The sequence below is a fragment of the Brevefilum fermentans genome (genome assembly GCF_900184705.1).
In the GTDB taxonomy this organism is placed as follows: domain Bacteria; phylum Chloroflexota; class Anaerolineae; order Anaerolineales; family Anaerolineaceae; genus Brevifilum; species Brevifilum fermentans.
The window spans coordinates 639947-657562 of the sequence record NZ_LT859958.1 but is presented as its reverse complement, the minus strand read 5'-3'; the positions used below and the strand labels follow the sequence as shown (position 1 = coordinate 657562).

At 52.3% G+C, this 17616-nt stretch carries 14 protein-coding genes; 5 read left to right on the top strand and 9 right to left on the bottom strand.

What is annotated here, in order from left to right:
* Nucleotides 1-328 precede the first annotated feature (328 nt).
* The 5 genes from CFX1CAM_RS02990 to upp all read left to right on the top strand — a co-directional run bounded on the left by CFX1CAM_RS02990 (nt 329) and on the right by upp (nt 4634).
* Nucleotides 329-1636, top strand: coding sequence for a TFIIB-type zinc ribbon-containing protein (locus CFX1CAM_RS02990; RefSeq protein ID WP_087861592.1), 1308 nt, complete (start codon nt 329-331; stop codon nt 1634-1636).
* 11 nt (nt 1637-1647) lie between these two features.
* On the top strand, nt 1648-2742 hold the full coding sequence (locus CFX1CAM_RS02985) for a hypothetical protein (protein ID WP_087861591.1): 1095 nt from the start codon (nt 1648-1650) through the stop codon (nt 2740-2742).
* 10 nt (nt 2743-2752) lie between these two features.
* Nucleotides 2753-3520, top strand: coding sequence for a class I SAM-dependent methyltransferase (locus CFX1CAM_RS02980; RefSeq protein WP_087861590.1), 768 nt, complete (start codon nt 2753-2755; stop codon nt 3518-3520).
* Nucleotides 3520-3933, top strand: a complete 414-nt coding sequence (locus CFX1CAM_RS02975) for a hypothetical protein (RefSeq protein WP_087861589.1) — start codon at nt 3520-3522, stop codon at nt 3931-3933. Before CFX1CAM_RS02980 ends, CFX1CAM_RS02975 begins: the two co-directional genes overlap by 1 nt.
* A 77-nt stretch (nt 3934-4010) precedes the next feature.
* Nucleotides 4011-4634, top strand: a complete 624-nt coding sequence (upp, locus tag CFX1CAM_RS02970) for a uracil phosphoribosyltransferase (RefSeq protein WP_087863215.1) — start codon at nt 4011-4013, stop codon at nt 4632-4634.
* A 71-nt stretch (nt 4635-4705) separates the two neighbouring features.
* Here upp and tpiA read toward each other — a convergent pair whose 3' ends face one another.
* The 9 genes from tpiA to CFX1CAM_RS02925 form a co-directional block, all read right to left on the bottom strand.
* A complete protein-coding gene (gene tpiA, locus CFX1CAM_RS02965) occupies nt 4706-5494 on the bottom strand; it encodes a triose-phosphate isomerase (protein ID WP_087861588.1) in 789 nt (262 codons plus the stop codon).
* Nucleotides 5495-5592: 98 nt separating this feature from the next.
* Nucleotides 5593-6876, bottom strand: a complete 1284-nt coding sequence (locus CFX1CAM_RS02960) for a right-handed parallel beta-helix repeat-containing protein (RefSeq protein ID WP_087861587.1) — start codon at nt 6874-6876, stop codon at nt 5593-5595.
* Between the two features lie 415 nt (nt 6877-7291).
* On the bottom strand, nt 7292-9034 hold the full coding sequence (locus CFX1CAM_RS02955; protein WP_087861586.1) for an InlB B-repeat-containing protein: 1743 nt from the start codon (nt 9032-9034) through the stop codon (nt 7292-7294).
* A 415-nt stretch (nt 9035-9449) separates the two neighbouring features.
* Nucleotides 9450-11186 (bottom strand): InlB B-repeat-containing protein, encoded by a 1737-nt coding sequence (locus tag CFX1CAM_RS02950; RefSeq protein ID WP_087861585.1) that lies wholly within the window; start codon nt 11184-11186, stop codon nt 9450-9452.
* 458 nt (nt 11187-11644) lie between these two features.
* Nucleotides 11645-12817: a phosphoglycerate kinase gene (locus tag CFX1CAM_RS02945; protein ID WP_087861584.1), complete on the bottom strand. Its 1173-nt coding sequence runs from the start codon at nt 12815-12817 to the stop codon at nt 11645-11647.
* A 96-nt stretch (nt 12818-12913) separates the two neighbouring features.
* Nucleotides 12914-13945, bottom strand: a complete 1032-nt coding sequence (gene gap, locus CFX1CAM_RS02940; RefSeq protein WP_087861583.1) for a type I glyceraldehyde-3-phosphate dehydrogenase — start codon at nt 13943-13945, stop codon at nt 12914-12916.
* Nucleotides 13946-14035: 90 nt separating this feature from the next.
* Nucleotides 14036-15364 (bottom strand): gluconeogenesis factor YvcK family protein, encoded by a 1329-nt coding sequence (locus CFX1CAM_RS02935; protein WP_157891660.1) that lies wholly within the window; start codon nt 15362-15364, stop codon nt 14036-14038.
* Nucleotides 15365-15410: 46 nt separating this feature from the next.
* Nucleotides 15411-15650 carry a hypothetical protein gene (locus tag CFX1CAM_RS02930; RefSeq protein WP_087861581.1) on the bottom strand — a complete coding sequence of 80 codons (240 nt, stop codon included), beginning with the start codon at nt 15648-15650 and terminating at the stop codon, nt 15411-15413.
* A gap of 166 nt (nt 15651-15816) precedes the next feature.
* Nucleotides 15817-17466 (bottom strand): PT domain-containing protein, encoded by a 1650-nt coding sequence (locus CFX1CAM_RS02925; protein ID WP_087861580.1) that lies wholly within the window; start codon nt 17464-17466, stop codon nt 15817-15819.
* Nucleotides 17467-17616: the final 150 nt, after the last annotated feature.

Below are 17616 nucleotides of genomic sequence, written 5' to 3'. Positions count from 1 at the left end.
AATGCCGAATTCTTTCTTTCTCCCGGGATAAAGGGTGGGCTTCCTTCTTTGACCTGAGTTTATCATTCGATCCTATTTATGCCATTTATGTGGGAATATTTACGGTTTATGGGAACCTCGGATCATAATGGTTCTGCCAGTCAAATGAAATGGCTTTCCATCAGGATAACATCGCTTGGAGGGCAATGAAGTTGAAACCAAAATCCTCCTTCCGGTTATCGAGACTTTTCAAGCTCAACATAAGTTCTCCATTGTTACCATCGTGGCTGATGCAGATATGCGTTAAAATACATGATATGCTACACAGGTATCCCAAGAAGGACCGATTATGAGCGCTGAGCAAAATCAAAATAGCGGGTTTTCGCCCCCAGCAGGCTACCAACAGGTTGAATCCCGGGTTTTCGGGGTGAGTGTCTATGCTCCCCAACCCAAAAAAACTGAAATTGACCTGGCGCGCAGTTTTGCCTGCCCCAATTGCGGCGCTTCCACTGTTTATGATGTCTCGGCTGGCGGCATTTCCTGTGAATACTGCGGTTACATTGCCCCCATCTCAGCGCAGCGGGTTGGCAAAGCATCACCGGATTTTGAATTCACCCTGGAGACCCTTTCCCAGGCCAGGCAGGGTTGGGGCGTGCAGCGTCAGGTGCTGCACTGTGATGCTTGCGGTGCAGAATTTTCGATTGCGCCAGACACCATCTCCACCACCTGCGCCTTTTGCGCCTCAAACCAGGTCAACATCATCACCATCCCGGAAGAAACCCTGCGTCCCCGATACCTGATCCCCTTTAAAATCCCGCCAGAAAAAACCCTTTCCCTGGCGAAAGACTGGTTGGGAAAAGGCTGGTGCCATCCGCCTGAACTGGCCGGTGAGACCATCCTGCACCGATTCTACGGTATCTACCTTCCCTTCTGGGTATTCAATGCCCATGTAAAAGCCGATTGGCGCGCCCAGGTTGGCTATCAACAGACTTACCGGCACTATAACGCCAGCCAGAAGCGCTGGGAGACTCGCACCCGCACCGTGTGGAAATGGGAGGACGGACAGGCGCGCCTGGATGTCAACGATTTCCTGGTGTCGGGCAGTGCGCCAAAACGCCTCAGCCACCGCATCTTGAACAAGTTGTACCCTTTTAATATGAAGGACCTGGTCACCTATGCACCCGACTTTTTGGCCGGATGGCAAGCCAAGGCTTATGAGACCACCCTGCCCGAAGCCTGGGAGACTGGGAAAAAAGCCATCCGCGAGGAGGCAAAAAACGCCTGCTATCGACAGATTCCCACCAGCCAGGTACGGAACTTCAGCATGAACGCAGTTTTCAGCGATGAAACCTGGCGGTATATCCTGCTGCCGGTTTACCTGGCGGCGTACCGCTATGATCATAAGGTCTACCAGGTGATGATCAATGGTCAAACTGGCGCCATCGCCGGTTCCAAGCCGGTCGCCTGGTGGAAAGTCTGGCTGGCTATCGCCATAAGTTTGGCTCCCGGCGCCCTCCTGACGCTGATCGGCCTGCCCCTCACCCTGGTGGGCGGCGCAGGCATTGTGCTGATCACTATCGGGATCATCCTGTTCACCATCGGGATCATCATCGGCTTTATTATTTACCAGTATGCACAAAAATCGGAGGTTCCCTGATGGAGCGTTCGATGCCCGCCCCAGAAATTATCCCGGAAGGTCAAACCCTCTGGCAAACAGACCGCCAGCCCGCTGGCTGCAGTCACTGCCGGCGCGTTTTCCTGGTTAGATCCGGTGAACTCAACGCGGTCTGCCCCCTGTGCCTACGCGGCGCCCTGGAACCTCAGCCAGCCTATGCCCGTCGCGCCGACCCCGAACGGATGTTGCCCTTCAAAGTTCCCAGGGCTGAGCTGCCGTCAATTTACCAGCGCTTTATCTCGCCGGTGTGGATCAAACCCGAGGAACTCAATCCTGAAACCCTGATGAAGAACACTCGCCCGGTGTTCTGGCCGCTGTGGCTGGTGGATGCCGACGTGAACGGCCACTGGCAGATGGAAGCGGGGTTTGATTACCAGGTGGAATCCGCGCGGGAGACCTATGTACAGGGCGGTTGGCAATCGCGCAAACAGATAGAAACCCGAATCTGCTGGGAACCGCGCATCGGCCAGGTGAACACCCGGGTGAACAACGTGATCACACCCGCCCTGGAGGAACACGAAAACCGGTTGAAAATGACCGGCGCCTATCCCATGGAGGCCGGGGTTGATTTTAACCCAGACCTGCTGGGAAGCGCCTTCCTGGAACTGCCCGACTTAGCCCCCGAGGCTGCCTGGCCCATGGCCCGCCCCAATTTTGGTCGCCCCCTGGCGGAACTCTGTCAGACAGCAGCCGGCGCTCAACACACCCGAGAGTTCAACCTTAAAGCCGATTTTGCCAACCAGAACTGGACCGAGTTCTTTTTACCGCTGTACGCCACCCACTATCACGATGATGCAGGTCAGCCCCAGATGCTGATCGTCAACGCTGTAACCGGAGCAATCCAGGGGCCACGCCTGGCCTCCCGCCAGCGAGGTCACAAAATCGCAGGGATCATTGGCTCTATCGGAGGCGGTCTGTTCCTGCTGACCCTGATCGGCTTGCTGCTGACCGCAATCTTCCAGCACGCCGCGCTGATCGCCGGGCTGCTGGGTGTTCTGGGGCTGATTGCAGCCATCCTGGCGATTGTCATTGCCGTGTGGCCTGGTCAGTGGAATAAGGACCAGACCGGTCCGCGACTCGCAGAGTGAAAGTCGACCGATGCAAATCATCAACCCCTCCCGTTTCCAGGCGCTGATCGAAGCAGCCTGCTCAGCAACTTTTTCGGGTTGGGATTTCACCTGGCTCTCCGGGCGCATGCTCGAAGACGACCCGCCCTGGGATTACAAAGCCCTGGTTCTGGAGCACCTGGAGGGTGTCACCAGCCTGCTCGACATGGGCACTGGCGGCGGCGAGTTCCTCGCTTCCCTGCCGGCATTGCCGCCCGAGACCCATGCCACCGAATCCTACCCTCCCAACCAGGTTATCGGTCGGTCAAGGCTGGAGTCGCTGGGCGTACAGGTGCATCTCACCACAGAAGGCGCCCCCCTGCCCTTCACCAGCCGTTTTTTTGACCGGGTCATCAATCGCCACGAGAGCTACAGCCCGGCTGAGGTTTACCGTTTGCTCAAACCCGGTGGGGTTTTTATCACCCAGCAGGTGGGAGGGCTGGATAACCTGGAGATTAACCAGGCACTGGAGGATTGTGTTTCCTTCCCCTTTACGGGTTGGAGCCTGTATGGCGCCGCCACCGATCTGGAGGACGCGGGCTTCACCGTCGAGCGGGCTGATAGCGCAGCTTTAAAGACCCAATTTACCGATATCGGCGCCCTGGTGTATTATCTCAAGGCAGTCCCCTGGCAGGTGGAGGGGTTCAGCGTTGAGCGCTACCAGGAGCAACTGATCCGCCTGCACAATTTTATCGAATCCCGCGGCGCCTTTGTCACCACGGCCCACCGCTTTTTGATCGTCGCTCGTAAGGAGGTATGATGAGTGTGAAACGCAACTCCCTGCACATTGCAGAAATGATCTACTGCCTGGCTTTTTTGCTGTACCTCATCGGCAGTTCGCTGACCCATATTGAAAATGGGACCGAACTGACCCTGTGGTTGATGAGTTTTGCCGTTGTGTTGACCGCAATCGTTACGCTGTTTCCCCTGGCAGGAATCAAATGGCTGCAACTGGCACCCCAGGGCAGCCGGGCTGGCTTCTGGGCTGCGATGCTGTTGCAGGGTGCCTCCTGGCTCAGCTTTGGGGGCGCGATGTTCCTGCGCCTGCGCCGGGCCCTGGGCCCCTTTCATATGTGGATTACCCTCACCACGCTGTTATGGGCAGCTTGGCTGCTGATCTTCATTTATAGCCGCCATGCGTATGCGACACCGCCTGCAAAGCGACGCCAATGAGCGTGATTCCGCCTGTTCCTGCCCGATATGTGCGAAACCTTTTCTCAATCCGATCATTCACAAAAAAACGAGGCACCATGCACAACGTATTCCCCTCCACCCACCCCCTGGTCAAACACAAACTGACCAAATTGCGCGATCAACGCACCGAACCCAAGAAATTCCGCGAGCTGGTACGCGAGCTGTCCGCGTTGCTGATCTACGAAGCCACCGCCGACCTGACCACCCACCCTGTACAGGTACAAACCCCCTTGGCTGCCGCCCAGGGCGAAGACTTAGCCGAAAAAATCGGCCTGATCCCGATCCTGCGCGCCGGTCTGGGGATGGTTGAAGGTGTGTGGGAGCTGATGCCTTCGGCTGAGGTGTGGCACATCGGCATGTACCGTGACGAGCGCACACTCAAACCCGTTGCCTACTACAACAAGCTGCCGGTGCATCCCACCGTGGGGGTGTGCCTGATCCTCGACCCCATGCTGGCTACGGGCGGCTCAGCCGTGGCTTGTGTGGATATCCTCAAAAACTGGGGCGTTAGCAAGATTAAATATGTCGGCTTGATCGCCGCACCGGAGGGCATTCAGCGCCTGCAGACCGCCCATCCCGATGTACCCATCCACGTCGCCGCAGTGGACGATCACCTGGATGCAAACGGCTACATCGTTCCCGGTCTGGGTGATGCCGGTGACCGCCTGTTCGGCACTTAATTGAACTTCAGAATTAAAATACAGGGCTGACCTGCACGGTCAACCCTGCACCATCAGCATTGAAACCGCTTTTATTTCTTAGTTTCTTGCTCAATAATCGCCACCAGCGAGGCGGCTTTGACGATGGCGATGAAGGATTCCGCTTTGAGGCTGGCGCCGCCCACCAGGGCACCGTCGATATCCGACATGGCGAACAGCTCGGCGGCGTTATCGGGGGTGACGGATCCGCCGTACTGGATGCGCATCTGCTCGGCGCGTGCATCGCCAAACTGCTGCCTGAGCAGCGGACGGATAACGTCTCTGTGCACACGGTTGGCATCTTCCGGTGTGGCAGCACGTCCGGTGCCGATTGCCCAGACCGGCTCGTAGGCAATCGTGATTTTCGCTGCCTGCGCTTCAGTAATACCCGCCAGGCCTTCGGTCAACTGCCGGGTGACCACCGCGGCAGTTAATCCGGCTTCATTTTCCTCCAGTGTCTCCCCGACGCACACAATCACTTCCAATCCTGCAGCCAAAGCGGCTTTTAGGCGCTGATTGACGGTTTCATCGGTTTCGCCAAAGAATTTGCGCCGTTCGGAATGTCCGACGATAACAAATTCGCAGATCTCAGCCACCATAGGCGCTGCTACTTCGCCGGTATAGGCGCCAGAGGCTTCCCAGAACAGGTTTTGGGCGCCGACTTTAACCCCGGCGCCTCTGCATCGCTCCACCATGGCGGGCAGCGCCAGGTAAGGCGGCGCCACACCGATATCGACGTTGTCAATTCCTGCCAGTTGAGGCAGCATCGCCTCCATCAAAGCCTGCGCCTCGGCGATGGTCTTGTTCATCTTCCAGTTGCCTGCAACAAAAAATTTACGCATGATGTCTCCCGTTTCGTTTAGTCAAGTTTTCAGACTGATTTTACCAGCGTTTCAGTCCTTTGACACGGCATGATCGTCAACAGGATCCAGGGCTGGTCTCAGCGGAGAATCAACGGGAGGAAGATCATAAAACCCTCCTTAAACTCGTCAGCGCCGATGTCGTACCCACCATCCAGTGGGCGTTCGTCGCCGTCAAAATCATCCGTCAGCGCCACAACCGCACCGGCATCGATCGCCGGGGAGTCTTCTTTAAGGTGATAATTTTGCATCGCTGCATTCTTAAATAAAGGGTCCTGATCGGTGATCGGATTGTCGAGCAGAAAAGTATTAATGGTATTGCCGTAAAAAAGGTTGTTGGTGCCGCTCAAATTATGCTCACCAGTGACGTTGATGCTCTCATAGCAACCATAGAAAATGTTATTCGTGAGGGTCATTTTTGGATTATAATTTTCTGTTATTCCTCGGCCCGCATTCACAATGGTGTTATTAATCACCTCGGTGATTTCACCCGCCTCATAATAATCAACGATAGCGCTGTAATTTTTATTGCCCAGGATGTCCCAGAAAATGATATTGTTGGTGATGCGCACCTTAGCAGGACTGGTCACCAGGATAGCAGAACTCGCCGTATTATTGGCGATCAGGTTAGCGTTGAAGGTAACCGAGGATTTACCAATTTCAATGGCGCTGCCATAGTCCGCAGAATTATTTTTAAACTCGTTATCCTCAATCAAAGCAACATCGGAGGCACCAAGACGTGTAATATTAATCGCACCACCACCATGGGTAACTGAATTTCCTATAAACTGGCAGTTTTTCACTTCAAAGCGGTCATCGGATCCTACATAAATTGCACCCCCATACGCTGAAGCCTTATTGTTTTCGAAGCGACACGAATCAATCAAGATGCCACCATCCTTCACCCAAATGGCTCCCCCTCTAATGACGATGCTATCCATGGCTCCCCCATTCTTGAATGTGATGCCGGATACTTGCATCACCTCAGGGCTGCTGGTATCGATTTGCACCAACTGGCGCACATTTTCTCCGTCGATGATGGTTTCATACAGCCTGGGATTGATTGTGTAAGGGATCGTTGTTGAACCATCCCACCCGCCAATTAAGGATACCGCTTTGGTAAGCGTGAAAATTGGGTCTGTCGTTCCTTTGTAGGTTCCTTTTTCAAAATAAAGCGTATCCCCATCATCCGCTTTGCCCAACCCGGTTGCCGCGCTGCACGGCGCTTCCTGCGAGCAGTCCGTTCCCGCGCCCTCTGGACTGACAAAAATATGTGTGCCCTGGGCTCTGACATTGGGCTTCGACGCCGGAAATGCCAGGAGCAGTAAAACAAAACACAAGAACAGCGAGTGCTTTCGTTTCATTTTTCACCTTCAACTTTCTGCTATTGTTGGCATTGTTAACTCTATTATACAATAATTTTTTCTTTTCAAGGCTCATTTTTCACTTGAGATTAAAGAAGTATGTTTTTATTTCCCACCTGGCGATCGTCATCTGCGACCGGAAACAACCACAATTGTTGAAGCCCCCGGTGTTTTAAACTGTTGCTTTTAGTTAAGACCCGGGGGCTCAATGAGAATAATGGTGGTAGTTGAATTTCGAATACGAAGCTCTTCACCACGCCTATTTAAGAATCAGCGGGAGGAAGGTGATAAAAAAATTCCTAAATTCGTCAGCACCGATGTCGTATCAACCACGCATCTCGCAGCATGTCCATCATTGCGTTAAATCACAGGGCGCGCATGGTCTTTTTGCGCACCCTGTTGGCTGTTTTCGTGACTACCGTCGGATCAGTGGTAAGAAGATTTCAAAGCTATCCCGCTTGAAGTGCGCAGTAACTTTAGTGTCGCCGGTAATCGTGACCTCCAGCGGATTTTCATCTCCCGATGCATTACCGCTCCAGTGAGAGAAGCTCCAGCCTGCATTCGGCACAGCGGTCAACATGACCTCTTGATCCGCATAATACGGGCCAGGATGATCGATATCAATTGATCCTGCTTCATCCGGGTCAACACGCACTGTTAGCTGGTATTCCTTGACAAATTGAGCGGTAACCGTCGTGTTGTCCGTCATTGTGATCTCCATTTCGCTGTCAAAGACTTTATACGCGGTGTCTCCTTCAACTTCGACCTCCCAGTTGCGAAACACCCAGCCAGCATTCGGCACAGCGGTCAGCGTGACATTGTTGCCTTTGTGATAGGGTCTCGGAGGATCAGCCTGCACCTCACCTGCTCCATCCGGTTTGATGCTCACTGTCAAGTCCAATTTATCAGGATCAAATTCATCAGCACCGATGTCGTACCCATCACCCATTGGGCGTTCGTCGCCGTCAAAGTCATCAGTCAGTGAAACAACCGCTCCGGTGTCGATCGCAGGGGAGCCTTTTTTAAGGTGATAATTTTGCATCGCTGCATTCACAAATAAGGGATCCTGATCGGTGATCGGGTTGACCAATGTGAAAGGATCTGCCTGGTTGTTATAAAACAGGTTATGACTACCGCTCAAGTTGATACCTTTTGTAAGATCAATGCTTGTCGTGCAGCCATAGATAATATTATTCGTCAGGACCATTTTTGCGTCATATTCTTGTTTTATTCCCCAACGAGCATTAATAATTGTGTTGTGAATGATCTCAGTGGGATCACCTTCTTCATAATAAACCGAGATAGCGCTGAAGCTGTCAACAGGCAGGTGCGTCCAGTAAATAATATTATTGGTGATTTTTACCTTTTGATTACTTCTTATCAAAATGCCATCAACAGCCTCAGTATTTTCAATCAGATTGGCATTGATGATCGTTTCAGAACGTTCCACCTCAATCAAGCCATCTTGAAACGTAGAATTTTCGATGAGCTGGTTCCGTTCAATCAAGGCAGCATCCGGTGAATCGGTTTTACGGGAAATATACAGTACGCCACCACCATAGCCTGCATGATTTCCTTCAAATTTATTGAACTTCACTTCAAACCGGTCATCTGATTCCACAAATATCGCACCGCCGTACGATTGAGCAGAGTTGTTCTCGAAGCGACAGGATTCAATCCTGGTGCCACCGTCTTTCACCAGAATTGCCCCTCCTTTAAAGTCGAGCCCACCCGGGGCCTTCCCATTTCTGAATGTAATCCCTGAAATTAGAATCACCTTATTACTGATGAAATCGATTTCAAGCAACCGGCGCATATTTCCCCCGTCGATGACGGTTTCATACAGCCTGGGATTGATTGTGTAAGGGATCGTTGTTGAACCATCCCACCCGCCAATTAAGGATACCGCTTTGGTAAGCGTGAAAATTGGGTCTGTCGTTCCTTTGTAGGTTCCTTTTTCAAAATAAAGCGTATCCCCATCATCCGCTTTGCCCAACCCGGTTGCCGCGCTGCACGGCGCTTCCTGCGAGCAGTCCGTTCCCGCGCCCTCTGGACTGACAAAAATATGTGTCCCCTGGGCTCTGACATTGGGCTTGATCACCGGAAAGGCCAGGAGCAGTAAAACAAAACACAAGAACAGCGAGTGCTTTCGTTTCATTTTTCACCTTCAACTTTCTGCTATTGTTGGCATTGTTAACTCTATTATACAATAATTTTTTCTTTTCAAGGCTCATTTTTCACTTGAGATTAAAGAAGTATGTTTTTATTTCCCACCTGGCGATCGTCATCTGCGACCGGAAACAACCACAATTATTGAAGCCCCCGGTGTTTTAAACTGTTGCTTTTAGTTAAGACCCGGGGGCTCAATGAGAAGAAAGGCAGTAGTTGAATTTCGAATACGAAACCCTTCAGCGCGCCTATTTAAGAATCAGCGGGAGGAAGGTGATAAAAAAATTCCTAAATTCGTCAGCACCGATGTCGTATCAACCACGCATCTCGCAGCATGTCCATCATTGCGTTAAATCACAGGGCGCGCATGGTCTTTTTGCGCACCCTGTTGGCTGTTTTCGTGACTACCGTCGGATCAGTGGTAAGAAGATTTCAAAGCTATCCCGCTTGAAGTGCGCAGTAACTTTAGTGTCGCCGGTAATCGTGACCTCCAGCGGATTTTCATCTCCCGATGCATTACCGCTCCAGTGAGAGAAGCTCCAGCCTGCATTCGGCACAGCGGTCAACATGACCTCTTGATCCGCATAATACGGGCCAGGATGATCGATATCAATTGATCCTGCTTCATCCGGGTCAACACGCACTGTTAGCTGGTATTCCTTGACAAATTGAGCGGTAACCGTCGTGTTGTCCGTCATTGTGATCTCCATTTCGCTGTCAAAGACTTTATACGCGGTGTCTCCTTCAACTTCGACCTCCCAGTTGCGAAACACCCAGCCAGCATTCGGCACAGCGGTCAGCGTGACATTGTTGCCTTTGTGATAGGGTCTCGGAGGATCAGCCTGCACCTCACCTGCTCCATCCGGTTTGATGATCACTGTCAAGTCCAATTTATCAGGATCAAATTCATCAGCACCGATGTCGTACCCATCACCCATTGGGCGTTCGTCGCCGTCAAAGTCATCCGTCAGTGCTACAACCGCTCCGGCGTCGATCGCAGGGGAGCCTTTTTTAAGGTGATAATTTTGCATCGCTGCATTCACAAATAAAGGATCCTGACCGGTGATCGGGTTGTCAAGCGGGAAATCATCCTTGGCATTGTTATAAAAGAGGTTGTTGGTGCCGGTCAAGTTGTCTTCACCAGCAGCGATGATGCTCTCATAGCAGCCAGAGAAAATGTTATTCGTGATGGTCATGTTTGCGCTACCAGCATTGATCCCTGTTTTAGCGTTAACAATCGTATTATTAATGACTTCGGTATTAACCATGGTATTTTTGATGGCGCTGAAGTTTGTACTGCCCATGGTATTCCAGTATATAAAGTTATTGGTAATTTTCACATCATGCCAGGATGTCACCTCAATCGCAGAAGGTCCAGTATTATTGGCAATCAGATTGGCGTTGATGGTAGCAGCAGAAAATATCACTTCTATCACACTGCCATGGGCAGACGCAGTATTTCCTATGAACTGATTATGCTCAATCAAAGCAAGCGGAGGGGTGCCGCTACGGAGAAGATAAATAGCACCACTGCCAAATGCCATGTTTCCTATAAACTGGCTGTTTCTCACTTCAAATGGGTCATCGGAGATTACATAAAGAGCTCCTCCGTATGTTGTGGCGTGGTTGTTTTCGAAGCGACAGGAATCAATAAAGACGCCACCGTCCTTCACCAGAATGGCTCCGCCTATACTGCCAGCGGCTAAACTGACGGTATCCCCATTTTTGAAGGTGATCCCAGAGATGTGAATCACTTCAGTGCTGCTGGTATCAATTTGCATCAACTGGTGCTCATTTTCTCCGTCGATGATGGTTTTATATTTCATGGGGTCGATTGTGTAAGGGAACGCCTCTGAACCATCCCAACCACCAATGAAGGATACTGCTTCGGTAACCATGAAAATTGGATCGTCGCCCATCGTTCCTTTGTAGGTTCCGTATTTAAAATAAAGCGTATCCCCATCATCCGCTTTGCTCAACCCGGTTGCCGCTTTGCACGGTGCTGCCTGCGAGCAGTCCGTTCCCGCACCGGTTGGACTGACGAAAATATGTGTGCCCTGGGCACTGACGTTGGGCTTGATCACCGGAAACGCCAGAAGCATGACAACAAGGCACACAAGGAGCAAGTTTATTCGTTTCATTTTTTTCTTCCTTTTATATTGTCTTTCGTTATCTAGTATTTATTCTACCCAATATTAAATAGCAAGTTAAGTGGTTTTTTCTCCTATGCCAAAGAGAATTTTTTTGCCTCTCTCTCACGATGATTCTGCACGGCAATCTCTCATCGGATGTGATCACAGCATTCTTTAAATAAAAACAGTACCCATTTCAGTAGTTCGCTTTCAATCCGTTTTCGTTGTGCAGTCTGCAGAATCAAAATAAGCGCATCAATTGAAGTTGAAGCCCAATTTCAGAATAAATTATTTCTTCAAACAATCAGAACTTTTGCAATAATGGATATTAAATTAACGATCACTCCACCTGCAGGATGCTCACACCGCCTGAGAATAACGACCATGACTTTAAAAACAAAAATGGTGCGCACCTTTTTCGTGGCACCATCCTGCAAAGCAAAATAAATATTTTCGCTTTCCAGGGTTTAAAGATCATCCAGCGCTGCCAGGCCAGGCAGTACTTTCCCTTCAAGCATCTCCAACGAGGCACCGCCGCCGGTAGAAATATGCGTGATCTTATCCTCCAAGCCCGATTTATTGATCGCTGAAATCGAATCTCCACCGCCAATAATGCTGGTGGCACCGCTCTCCGCTACCGCCCTGGCGATGGCAAAGGTTCCCTTGGCGAATGCCTCAAACTCAAACACGCCCATAGGCCCATTCCATACCACGGTGCCCGCGCTGGCAATCACCTTGCTGAACCGTTCCACGGTACGCGACCCAATATCCAGCACCCGCCAGCCATCCGGCACATCGCCCACCTCAATCGTCCGCGTCGTTGCATCTGCGGAAAAGGCGTCGGCAATCACCATGTCTACCGGCAGTAACAGTTTGTCGCCGGCTTTTTCCAGCAAGGCTTTGGCGACGTCCACCACGTCTTCCTCGACCAGCGAATCGCCCATTGCGAAGCCCTGGGCTTTGAAGAAAGTGTTCGCCATCCCGCCACCGATCAGGATGCAATCGGATTTACCCAGCAGGTTTTCAATCACGCCGATTTTGTCACTGACTTTTGCACCGCCCAGAATGGTCACAAAAGGACGTTCAGGGTCTGCAATGGTGTTGCCCAGATATTTAATCTCCTTTTCCAGCAAGAAGCCGGCTGCAGCCGGCAGGTAATCCGCCACACCGGCAGTAGAAGCGTGGGCGCGATGTGCTGAGCCGAAGGCATCGTTGACATATAAATCCGCCAGGCTGGCAAGCTGTTTAGCCATCTCGGGGTCATTTTTCTTTTCGGCATCATGAAAACGGGTGTTTTCCAATACCAATACCTGACCCGGTTGCAGCGCCGCAGCAGCATGTGCAGCAGGTTCGCCAACACAATCTTCAGCAAAGGTCACCGGCGCATCAATTAAGGTCCCCAGGTACTGCGCAACGGGTTTCAAACTGAAAGCGGGATCCACACCTTTCGGGCGTCCTAAATGTGAACACAGAATCACCGCTGCGCCGTGATCGAGCAGGTATTGGATGGTGGGCAGGGAAGCCCGAATACGCGCATCATCCGCCACCTTGCCATCGGCTAATGGAACGTTGAAGTCAACGCGCACGAGCACTTTTTTGCCCTTCACATCCAGATCGGTTACCATTTTTTTATTAAACATCTGTGATCAATCTCCTTATTAATAAAAATGCGTAATGGGCACTGTGCAGGCACGCATTACGCATTTTTTGTCCATACCCTGTCAATCAGGGCAATTTTACAGCGACTTTGCCATATAAGCAGCCAGGTCAGCCGTCCGGCAGGAGTAACCCCACTCGTTGTCATACCAGGCAACAACCTTGACAAAGGTGTCATCCAAAACAGTGGTCATCTGCCCGTCAATGATCGAGGAGAAGGAATTGCCCTTTAGGTCCACAGAAACCAGCGGTTCCATCGAAAAGTCCAGAATGCCCTTCAGCTCACCTTCAGCAGCAGCTTTGAACAGCGCGTTTAGCTCTTCCGCCGTGGTGGGTTTTTCAACATCCGCCACAAAGTCAACCACCGAAACCGTGGGCGTCGGCACACGCAGGGAATAGCCATCGAATTTCCCCTTCAGGTCGGGGATCACCAGGGCGAGCGCCCTGGCTGCACCGGTGGTGGTGGGGATGATATTCAACGCTGCCGCCCGCGCACGACGGGGGTCTTTGTGAGCCACGTCAAGAATGCGCTGATCATTGGTATAAGCGTGGATGGTGGTCATCAAACCGCGTTTGATGGTGAAGTTCTCGTGAACAACCTTGGCAGCAGGTGCCAGGCAGTTGGTGGTGCAGGATGCGTTCGAAACGATGTGATGTTTTTCAGGTTCGTACTTTTCCTCATTCACACCCAGCACAACCGTCAGGTCTTCATTAGAAGCGGGTGCGGTGATGATCACTTTCTTTGCGCCACCGCCATCGATATGCGCATTTGCGCCTGGCTTATCTGGCGTGCCTTTCCCATCGCGGAAAATCCCGGTGCCGTCAATCACAATATCCACTTTCAGGTCTGACCAGGGCAGGTCGTAGGGATTTTTCTCCGCCATCACCTTGATGACGTCGCCATCAACAACCAAATTACCATCCTTGACCTCAACAACGCCATCATAGATGCCGTAATTTGAATCATATTTAAACAGATGTGCATTTGTCTGCGCATCGAACAGGTCGTTAATTGCCACAACTTCGAGTTCATCCGGGTAACGTTCACGAATGGCTTTTAAAACCTGGCGACCGATGCGGCCAAAACCATTAATACCAACACGTGTAGCCATAATTTAGCCTCCTTTAAAATTTTATTTATCGTAATGATTTTACTCCGCGAGGAAGTAAATTTGCAAATGAAATTGCTGAAAAGTGATCGATTAGCCTGGTAACGGTCCGGTACGTTCGTAGAACAGGTCCATAACCGCTTTGGAAAGGCGTTTTGAGTTGTGCCGCCAGGGATGTTCCGGGTCGATTAAATCAGCACAATAGACTGAGGCATGCTTAAGCAGGTCTTCATCCATCTTGACCCAGCTAACACCTTCGCCTAATTCGCCTTCAAAGTTGTTGTTGCAAATCACCAGGTCAAATAAATTGGTGCCAATGTGCTTTTCCACTGCCAACACATGATCGATGCAATCAAAATTATCAGTCTCACCGCGCTCTGTGGCTACGTTACAGATGAAAAATTTCAAAGCATGGCTGACACGTACAGCTTCTGCCAGATCGCGCACCAGGAGGTTGGGCAGCAAACTGGTGAACAGGCTGCCCGGACCGATGATGATTAAATCAGCGCTCAGCACTGCTGAAATTGCCGGCGGAAAAGCCGGCGTGTTGGTCGGGTCCAGCCATAAACGCTTGATCGTGCCCTGGGATTCGCGGATTTGCGTCTCGCCTGAGACATTCCGAAGTTTGCCGTCGGCATCCACAATATCAGCCAGCAAGCGGACATCGGTCAGCGTGGAGGGTAGCACCTGGCCATACACCGCCAGAACCCGACCGGATTCTGCGACCGCAGTTTCAAAACTGCCGGTAATCTCCGTCAGCGCGCTGATGAGCAAATTGCCCAGGGTATGCCCTTCCAAACCCGCCCCCATGGAAAAGCGGTATTGAAACACCTGGGTGAGCAAATCCTCATCGTCGCTCAACGCAGCCAGGCAGTGCCTTATATCTCCCGGCGGGAGGATGCCAACGCTCTGGCGCAGCTTACCAGAGGAACCGCCATCATCCGCCACAGTGACAATGGCTGTGATGTTGCGGGTATAGGCTTTAAGCCCGCGCAGCAACGAGGCGATGCCATGCCCGCCGCCCAGCACCACGATGCGCGGCCCGCGATCACGACGCCGGAAGGAATCTAGCGTATCAATCACCGATTTTCCAGGAGGAACAAAGGGTTTCAACAGGGCCTGGTTAGCCCCCCAAACGCCAATCAACACCAGGATCACGCCGATTCCACCGAAAATGACCACCCGGATAGGGCGGTCTAAAAAGCGCAGTGAAAGCCACGCCAAAATGGGCACCAGCCAGTTATCAGGGACGGTGCGGTAAATATGCAGGAGAATTAATGCCAAACCCAGCCCCAGGAGGGTCGTCCCCAGCAGCACAAGCAGCAGCCAGCGTTTATAACCCAGCCCAATCCGTAGCCATTGCGATTCTCGCCGCAGATAAGCCCAGAAACGGGAAAATATGCCCTGTTTTCGTTCTTGCATAACTTTAAAATCATAGCAGGATTCAAGATATCCGTCAATAAGCAAGTCATGTTTGGTGGGCTTTGACCGCTGACCCCCCATTCTTCGCTTCGGGATCGTTGATGATGAATAGGAGATAAATCCGCGTGACGCCGCCGATCCCACCGGTTATGCTGACAAGTCCTCCAGTAACGGGTTGAAGTTTGATTTCACGGTGTTTTGCAGCACCGACATGCTCCAAAACCTGGAGGCCCTGGTCCGCCTGGGACTGGATGCTGACCCGCGCCTCTCTCTCCCTGGATGACATTCGGAAAAACAGGGCTCCAACGGATGCTGGGCGCAGGATGATGCATATTCAGGCAAAACCTGGACTGATTTTAGACAAAGAAAACAGCCCAATAAGCGAGGCACTTATCGGGCTGTTTGGGCACTGAAGAATTCTACAGCGGTTCAGCGCTAACTGAAGCCAATCCTTACGGCCTGGGCGGCGGATCCCAAATCGGCAGGCTGGATGACGGTCCGGTCAGAGTGGCGTACTTGCCCCACACCCAGCAGGTGCCGGAGCCTTCCGGGTTCTCGATCACCCAGAAATCCAAACTGGCATGCCGTCCAACCACGGTCGCCGTCTTCCCAATTCTGAAGATGGTCACAATATCATAGGGAATGCCTGGGCCCACACGGCAGTTGGTGTCCACCCTTACCCGCAAGGTCACGGCGGCGGGTGTCGGCGCTGGTGGGGCATCTTGTACAGGTAGATTCCACCATGCTCCGGTAAAGGTGGCATGTTCGCCCCACACCCAGCAGGTGCCGGAGCCCACGGGGTTATTGATCACCCAAAAATCAGCCGTGGCATGCCGCGCAAGCACCTCAACGGTCCGGTTGGCCTGTAAGACACTGACAATCTCGTAGGGAATGCCCGGCCCCACGCGGCAGTTGGTCGGGATGCTGACCTTCATCGTCACCGCAGTGGGAGTCACTTCCGGCGCCGGGGTCGGCGCTGGTGGGGCATCTTGTACAGGCAGATTCCACCATGCTCCGGTAAAAGTGGCATGTTCGCCCCACACCCAGCAGGTGCCGGAACCCACGGGGTTATTGATCACCCAAAAATCAGCCGTGGCATGCCGCGCAAGCACCTCAACGGTCCGGTTGGCCTGTAAGACACTGACAATCTCGTAGGGAATGCCCGGCCCCACGCGGCAGTTGGTCGGGATGCTGACCTTCATCGTCACCGCAGTGGGAGTCACTTCCGGCGCCGGGGTCGGCGCTGGTGGGGCATCTTGTACAGGCAGATTCCACCATGCTCCGGTAAAAGTGGCATGTTCGCCCCACACCCAGCAGGTGCCGGAACCCACGGGGTTATTGATCACCCAAAAATCAGCCGTGGCATGCCGCGCAAGCACCTCAACGGTCCGGTTGGCCTGTAAGACACTGACAATCTCGTAGGGAATGCCCGGCCCCACGCGGCAGTTGGTCGGGATGCTGACCCTCATCGTCACTGTAGTGGGGGTCTCCCCTGCAGTGGGGGTTGGCGTCGGGGGAGAATCCCAGATCGGGAGGTCGGCGGTGCTACCTGTGATCGTGACATATTGATCCCAAAGCCAGCAGGTGCCTTCACCGCCCGGGTTTCTGACCACCCAGTAAGTCCCGGATGCGTTCCTGGCGATCACTTCCACCTGTCGACCCACATCTAAGATGCTGACCTGATCAAAGATGATTCCCGGTCCGGTGCGACAATTGGTCGGCACACTGACTTGCGCCAATGGCACCGCTGATGTTGGGGTGCTCGTTAGCATATCTGTTGGGGTACTTGTTGGCGCTTCTGTTGGAGCGCTCGTTGGCGCTTCTGTTGGCTGTAAAGTTGGGATTGTTGTACTGGTGGGAACAGCAACGATACCTGTTGGTGTTGGAACCTCCGGCGCTTTTTGCTCTACCGTTGGCATGGCGTCCAGAGTTGCTGCCACAATCGTTTCAATTTCTTCCAGTGCAAGCTGGGTTGATGCGATACTTGTTTGCAACACGACCTGGGGGTCTTCAGGTTGCACCCTGCCAAAAATATCGCATCCGCTCAAGACAACTGCACCTATCAGCACAAGGATTAGAAAAAACCAGCTTTGGTGTTTCATTGTTTCCACTCACTTTCTTAGCTCATATTCAAATCGATAACGCTACAATTCTCAAGGTCCGTACGGCAATAAATCAGGTGCGAAACCGAGAGGATTTGGTGCAGCGGGTTGCAGGTACTCCACCATCAATTCATCGATCGATCTTGTCTT

Coding starts and splice junctions, on each gene's coding strand:
- CFX1CAM_RS02990 (WP_087861592.1), top strand. CDS start 329: ATGAGCGCTGAGCAAAATCAAAATAGCGGGTTTTCGCCCCCAGCAGGC.
- CFX1CAM_RS02985 (WP_087861591.1), top strand. CDS start 1,648: ATGCCCGCCCCAGAAATTATCCCGGAAGGTCAAACCCTCTGGCAAACA.
- CFX1CAM_RS02980 (WP_087861590.1), top strand. CDS start 2,753: ATGCAAATCATCAACCCCTCCCGTTTCCAGGCGCTGATCGAAGCAGCC.
- CFX1CAM_RS02975 (WP_087861589.1), top strand. CDS start 3,520: ATGAGTGTGAAACGCAACTCCCTGCACATTGCAGAAATGATCTACTGC.
- upp (WP_087863215.1), top strand. CDS start 4,011: ATGCACAACGTATTCCCCTCCACCCACCCCCTGGTCAAACACAAACTG.
- tpiA (WP_087861588.1), bottom strand. CDS start 5,494: ATGCGTAAATTTTTTGTTGCAGGCAACTGGAAGATGAACAAGACCATC.
- CFX1CAM_RS02960 (WP_087861587.1), bottom strand. CDS start 6,876: ATGAAACGAAAGCACTCGCTGTTCTTGTGTTTTGTTTTACTGCTCCTG.
- CFX1CAM_RS02955 (WP_087861586.1), bottom strand. CDS start 9,034: ATGAAACGAAAGCACTCGCTGTTCTTGTGTTTTGTTTTACTGCTCCTG.
- CFX1CAM_RS02950 (WP_087861585.1), bottom strand. CDS start 11,186: ATGAAACGAATAAACTTGCTCCTTGTGTGCCTTGTTGTCATGCTTCTG.
- CFX1CAM_RS02945 (WP_087861584.1), bottom strand. CDS start 12,817: ATGTTTAATAAAAAAATGGTAACCGATCTGGATGTGAAGGGCAAAAAA.
- gap (WP_087861583.1), bottom strand. CDS start 13,945: ATGGCTACACGTGTTGGTATTAATGGTTTTGGCCGCATCGGTCGCCAG.
- CFX1CAM_RS02935 (WP_157891660.1), bottom strand. CDS start 15,364: ATGCAAGAACGAAAACAGGGCATATTTTCCCGTTTCTGGGCTTATCTG.
- CFX1CAM_RS02930 (WP_087861581.1), bottom strand. CDS start 15,650: ATGTCATCCAGGGAGAGAGAGGCGCGGGTCAGCATCCAGTCCCAGGCG.
- CFX1CAM_RS02925 (WP_087861580.1), bottom strand. CDS start 17,466: ATGAAACACCAAAGCTGGTTTTTTCTAATCCTTGTGCTGATAGGTGCA.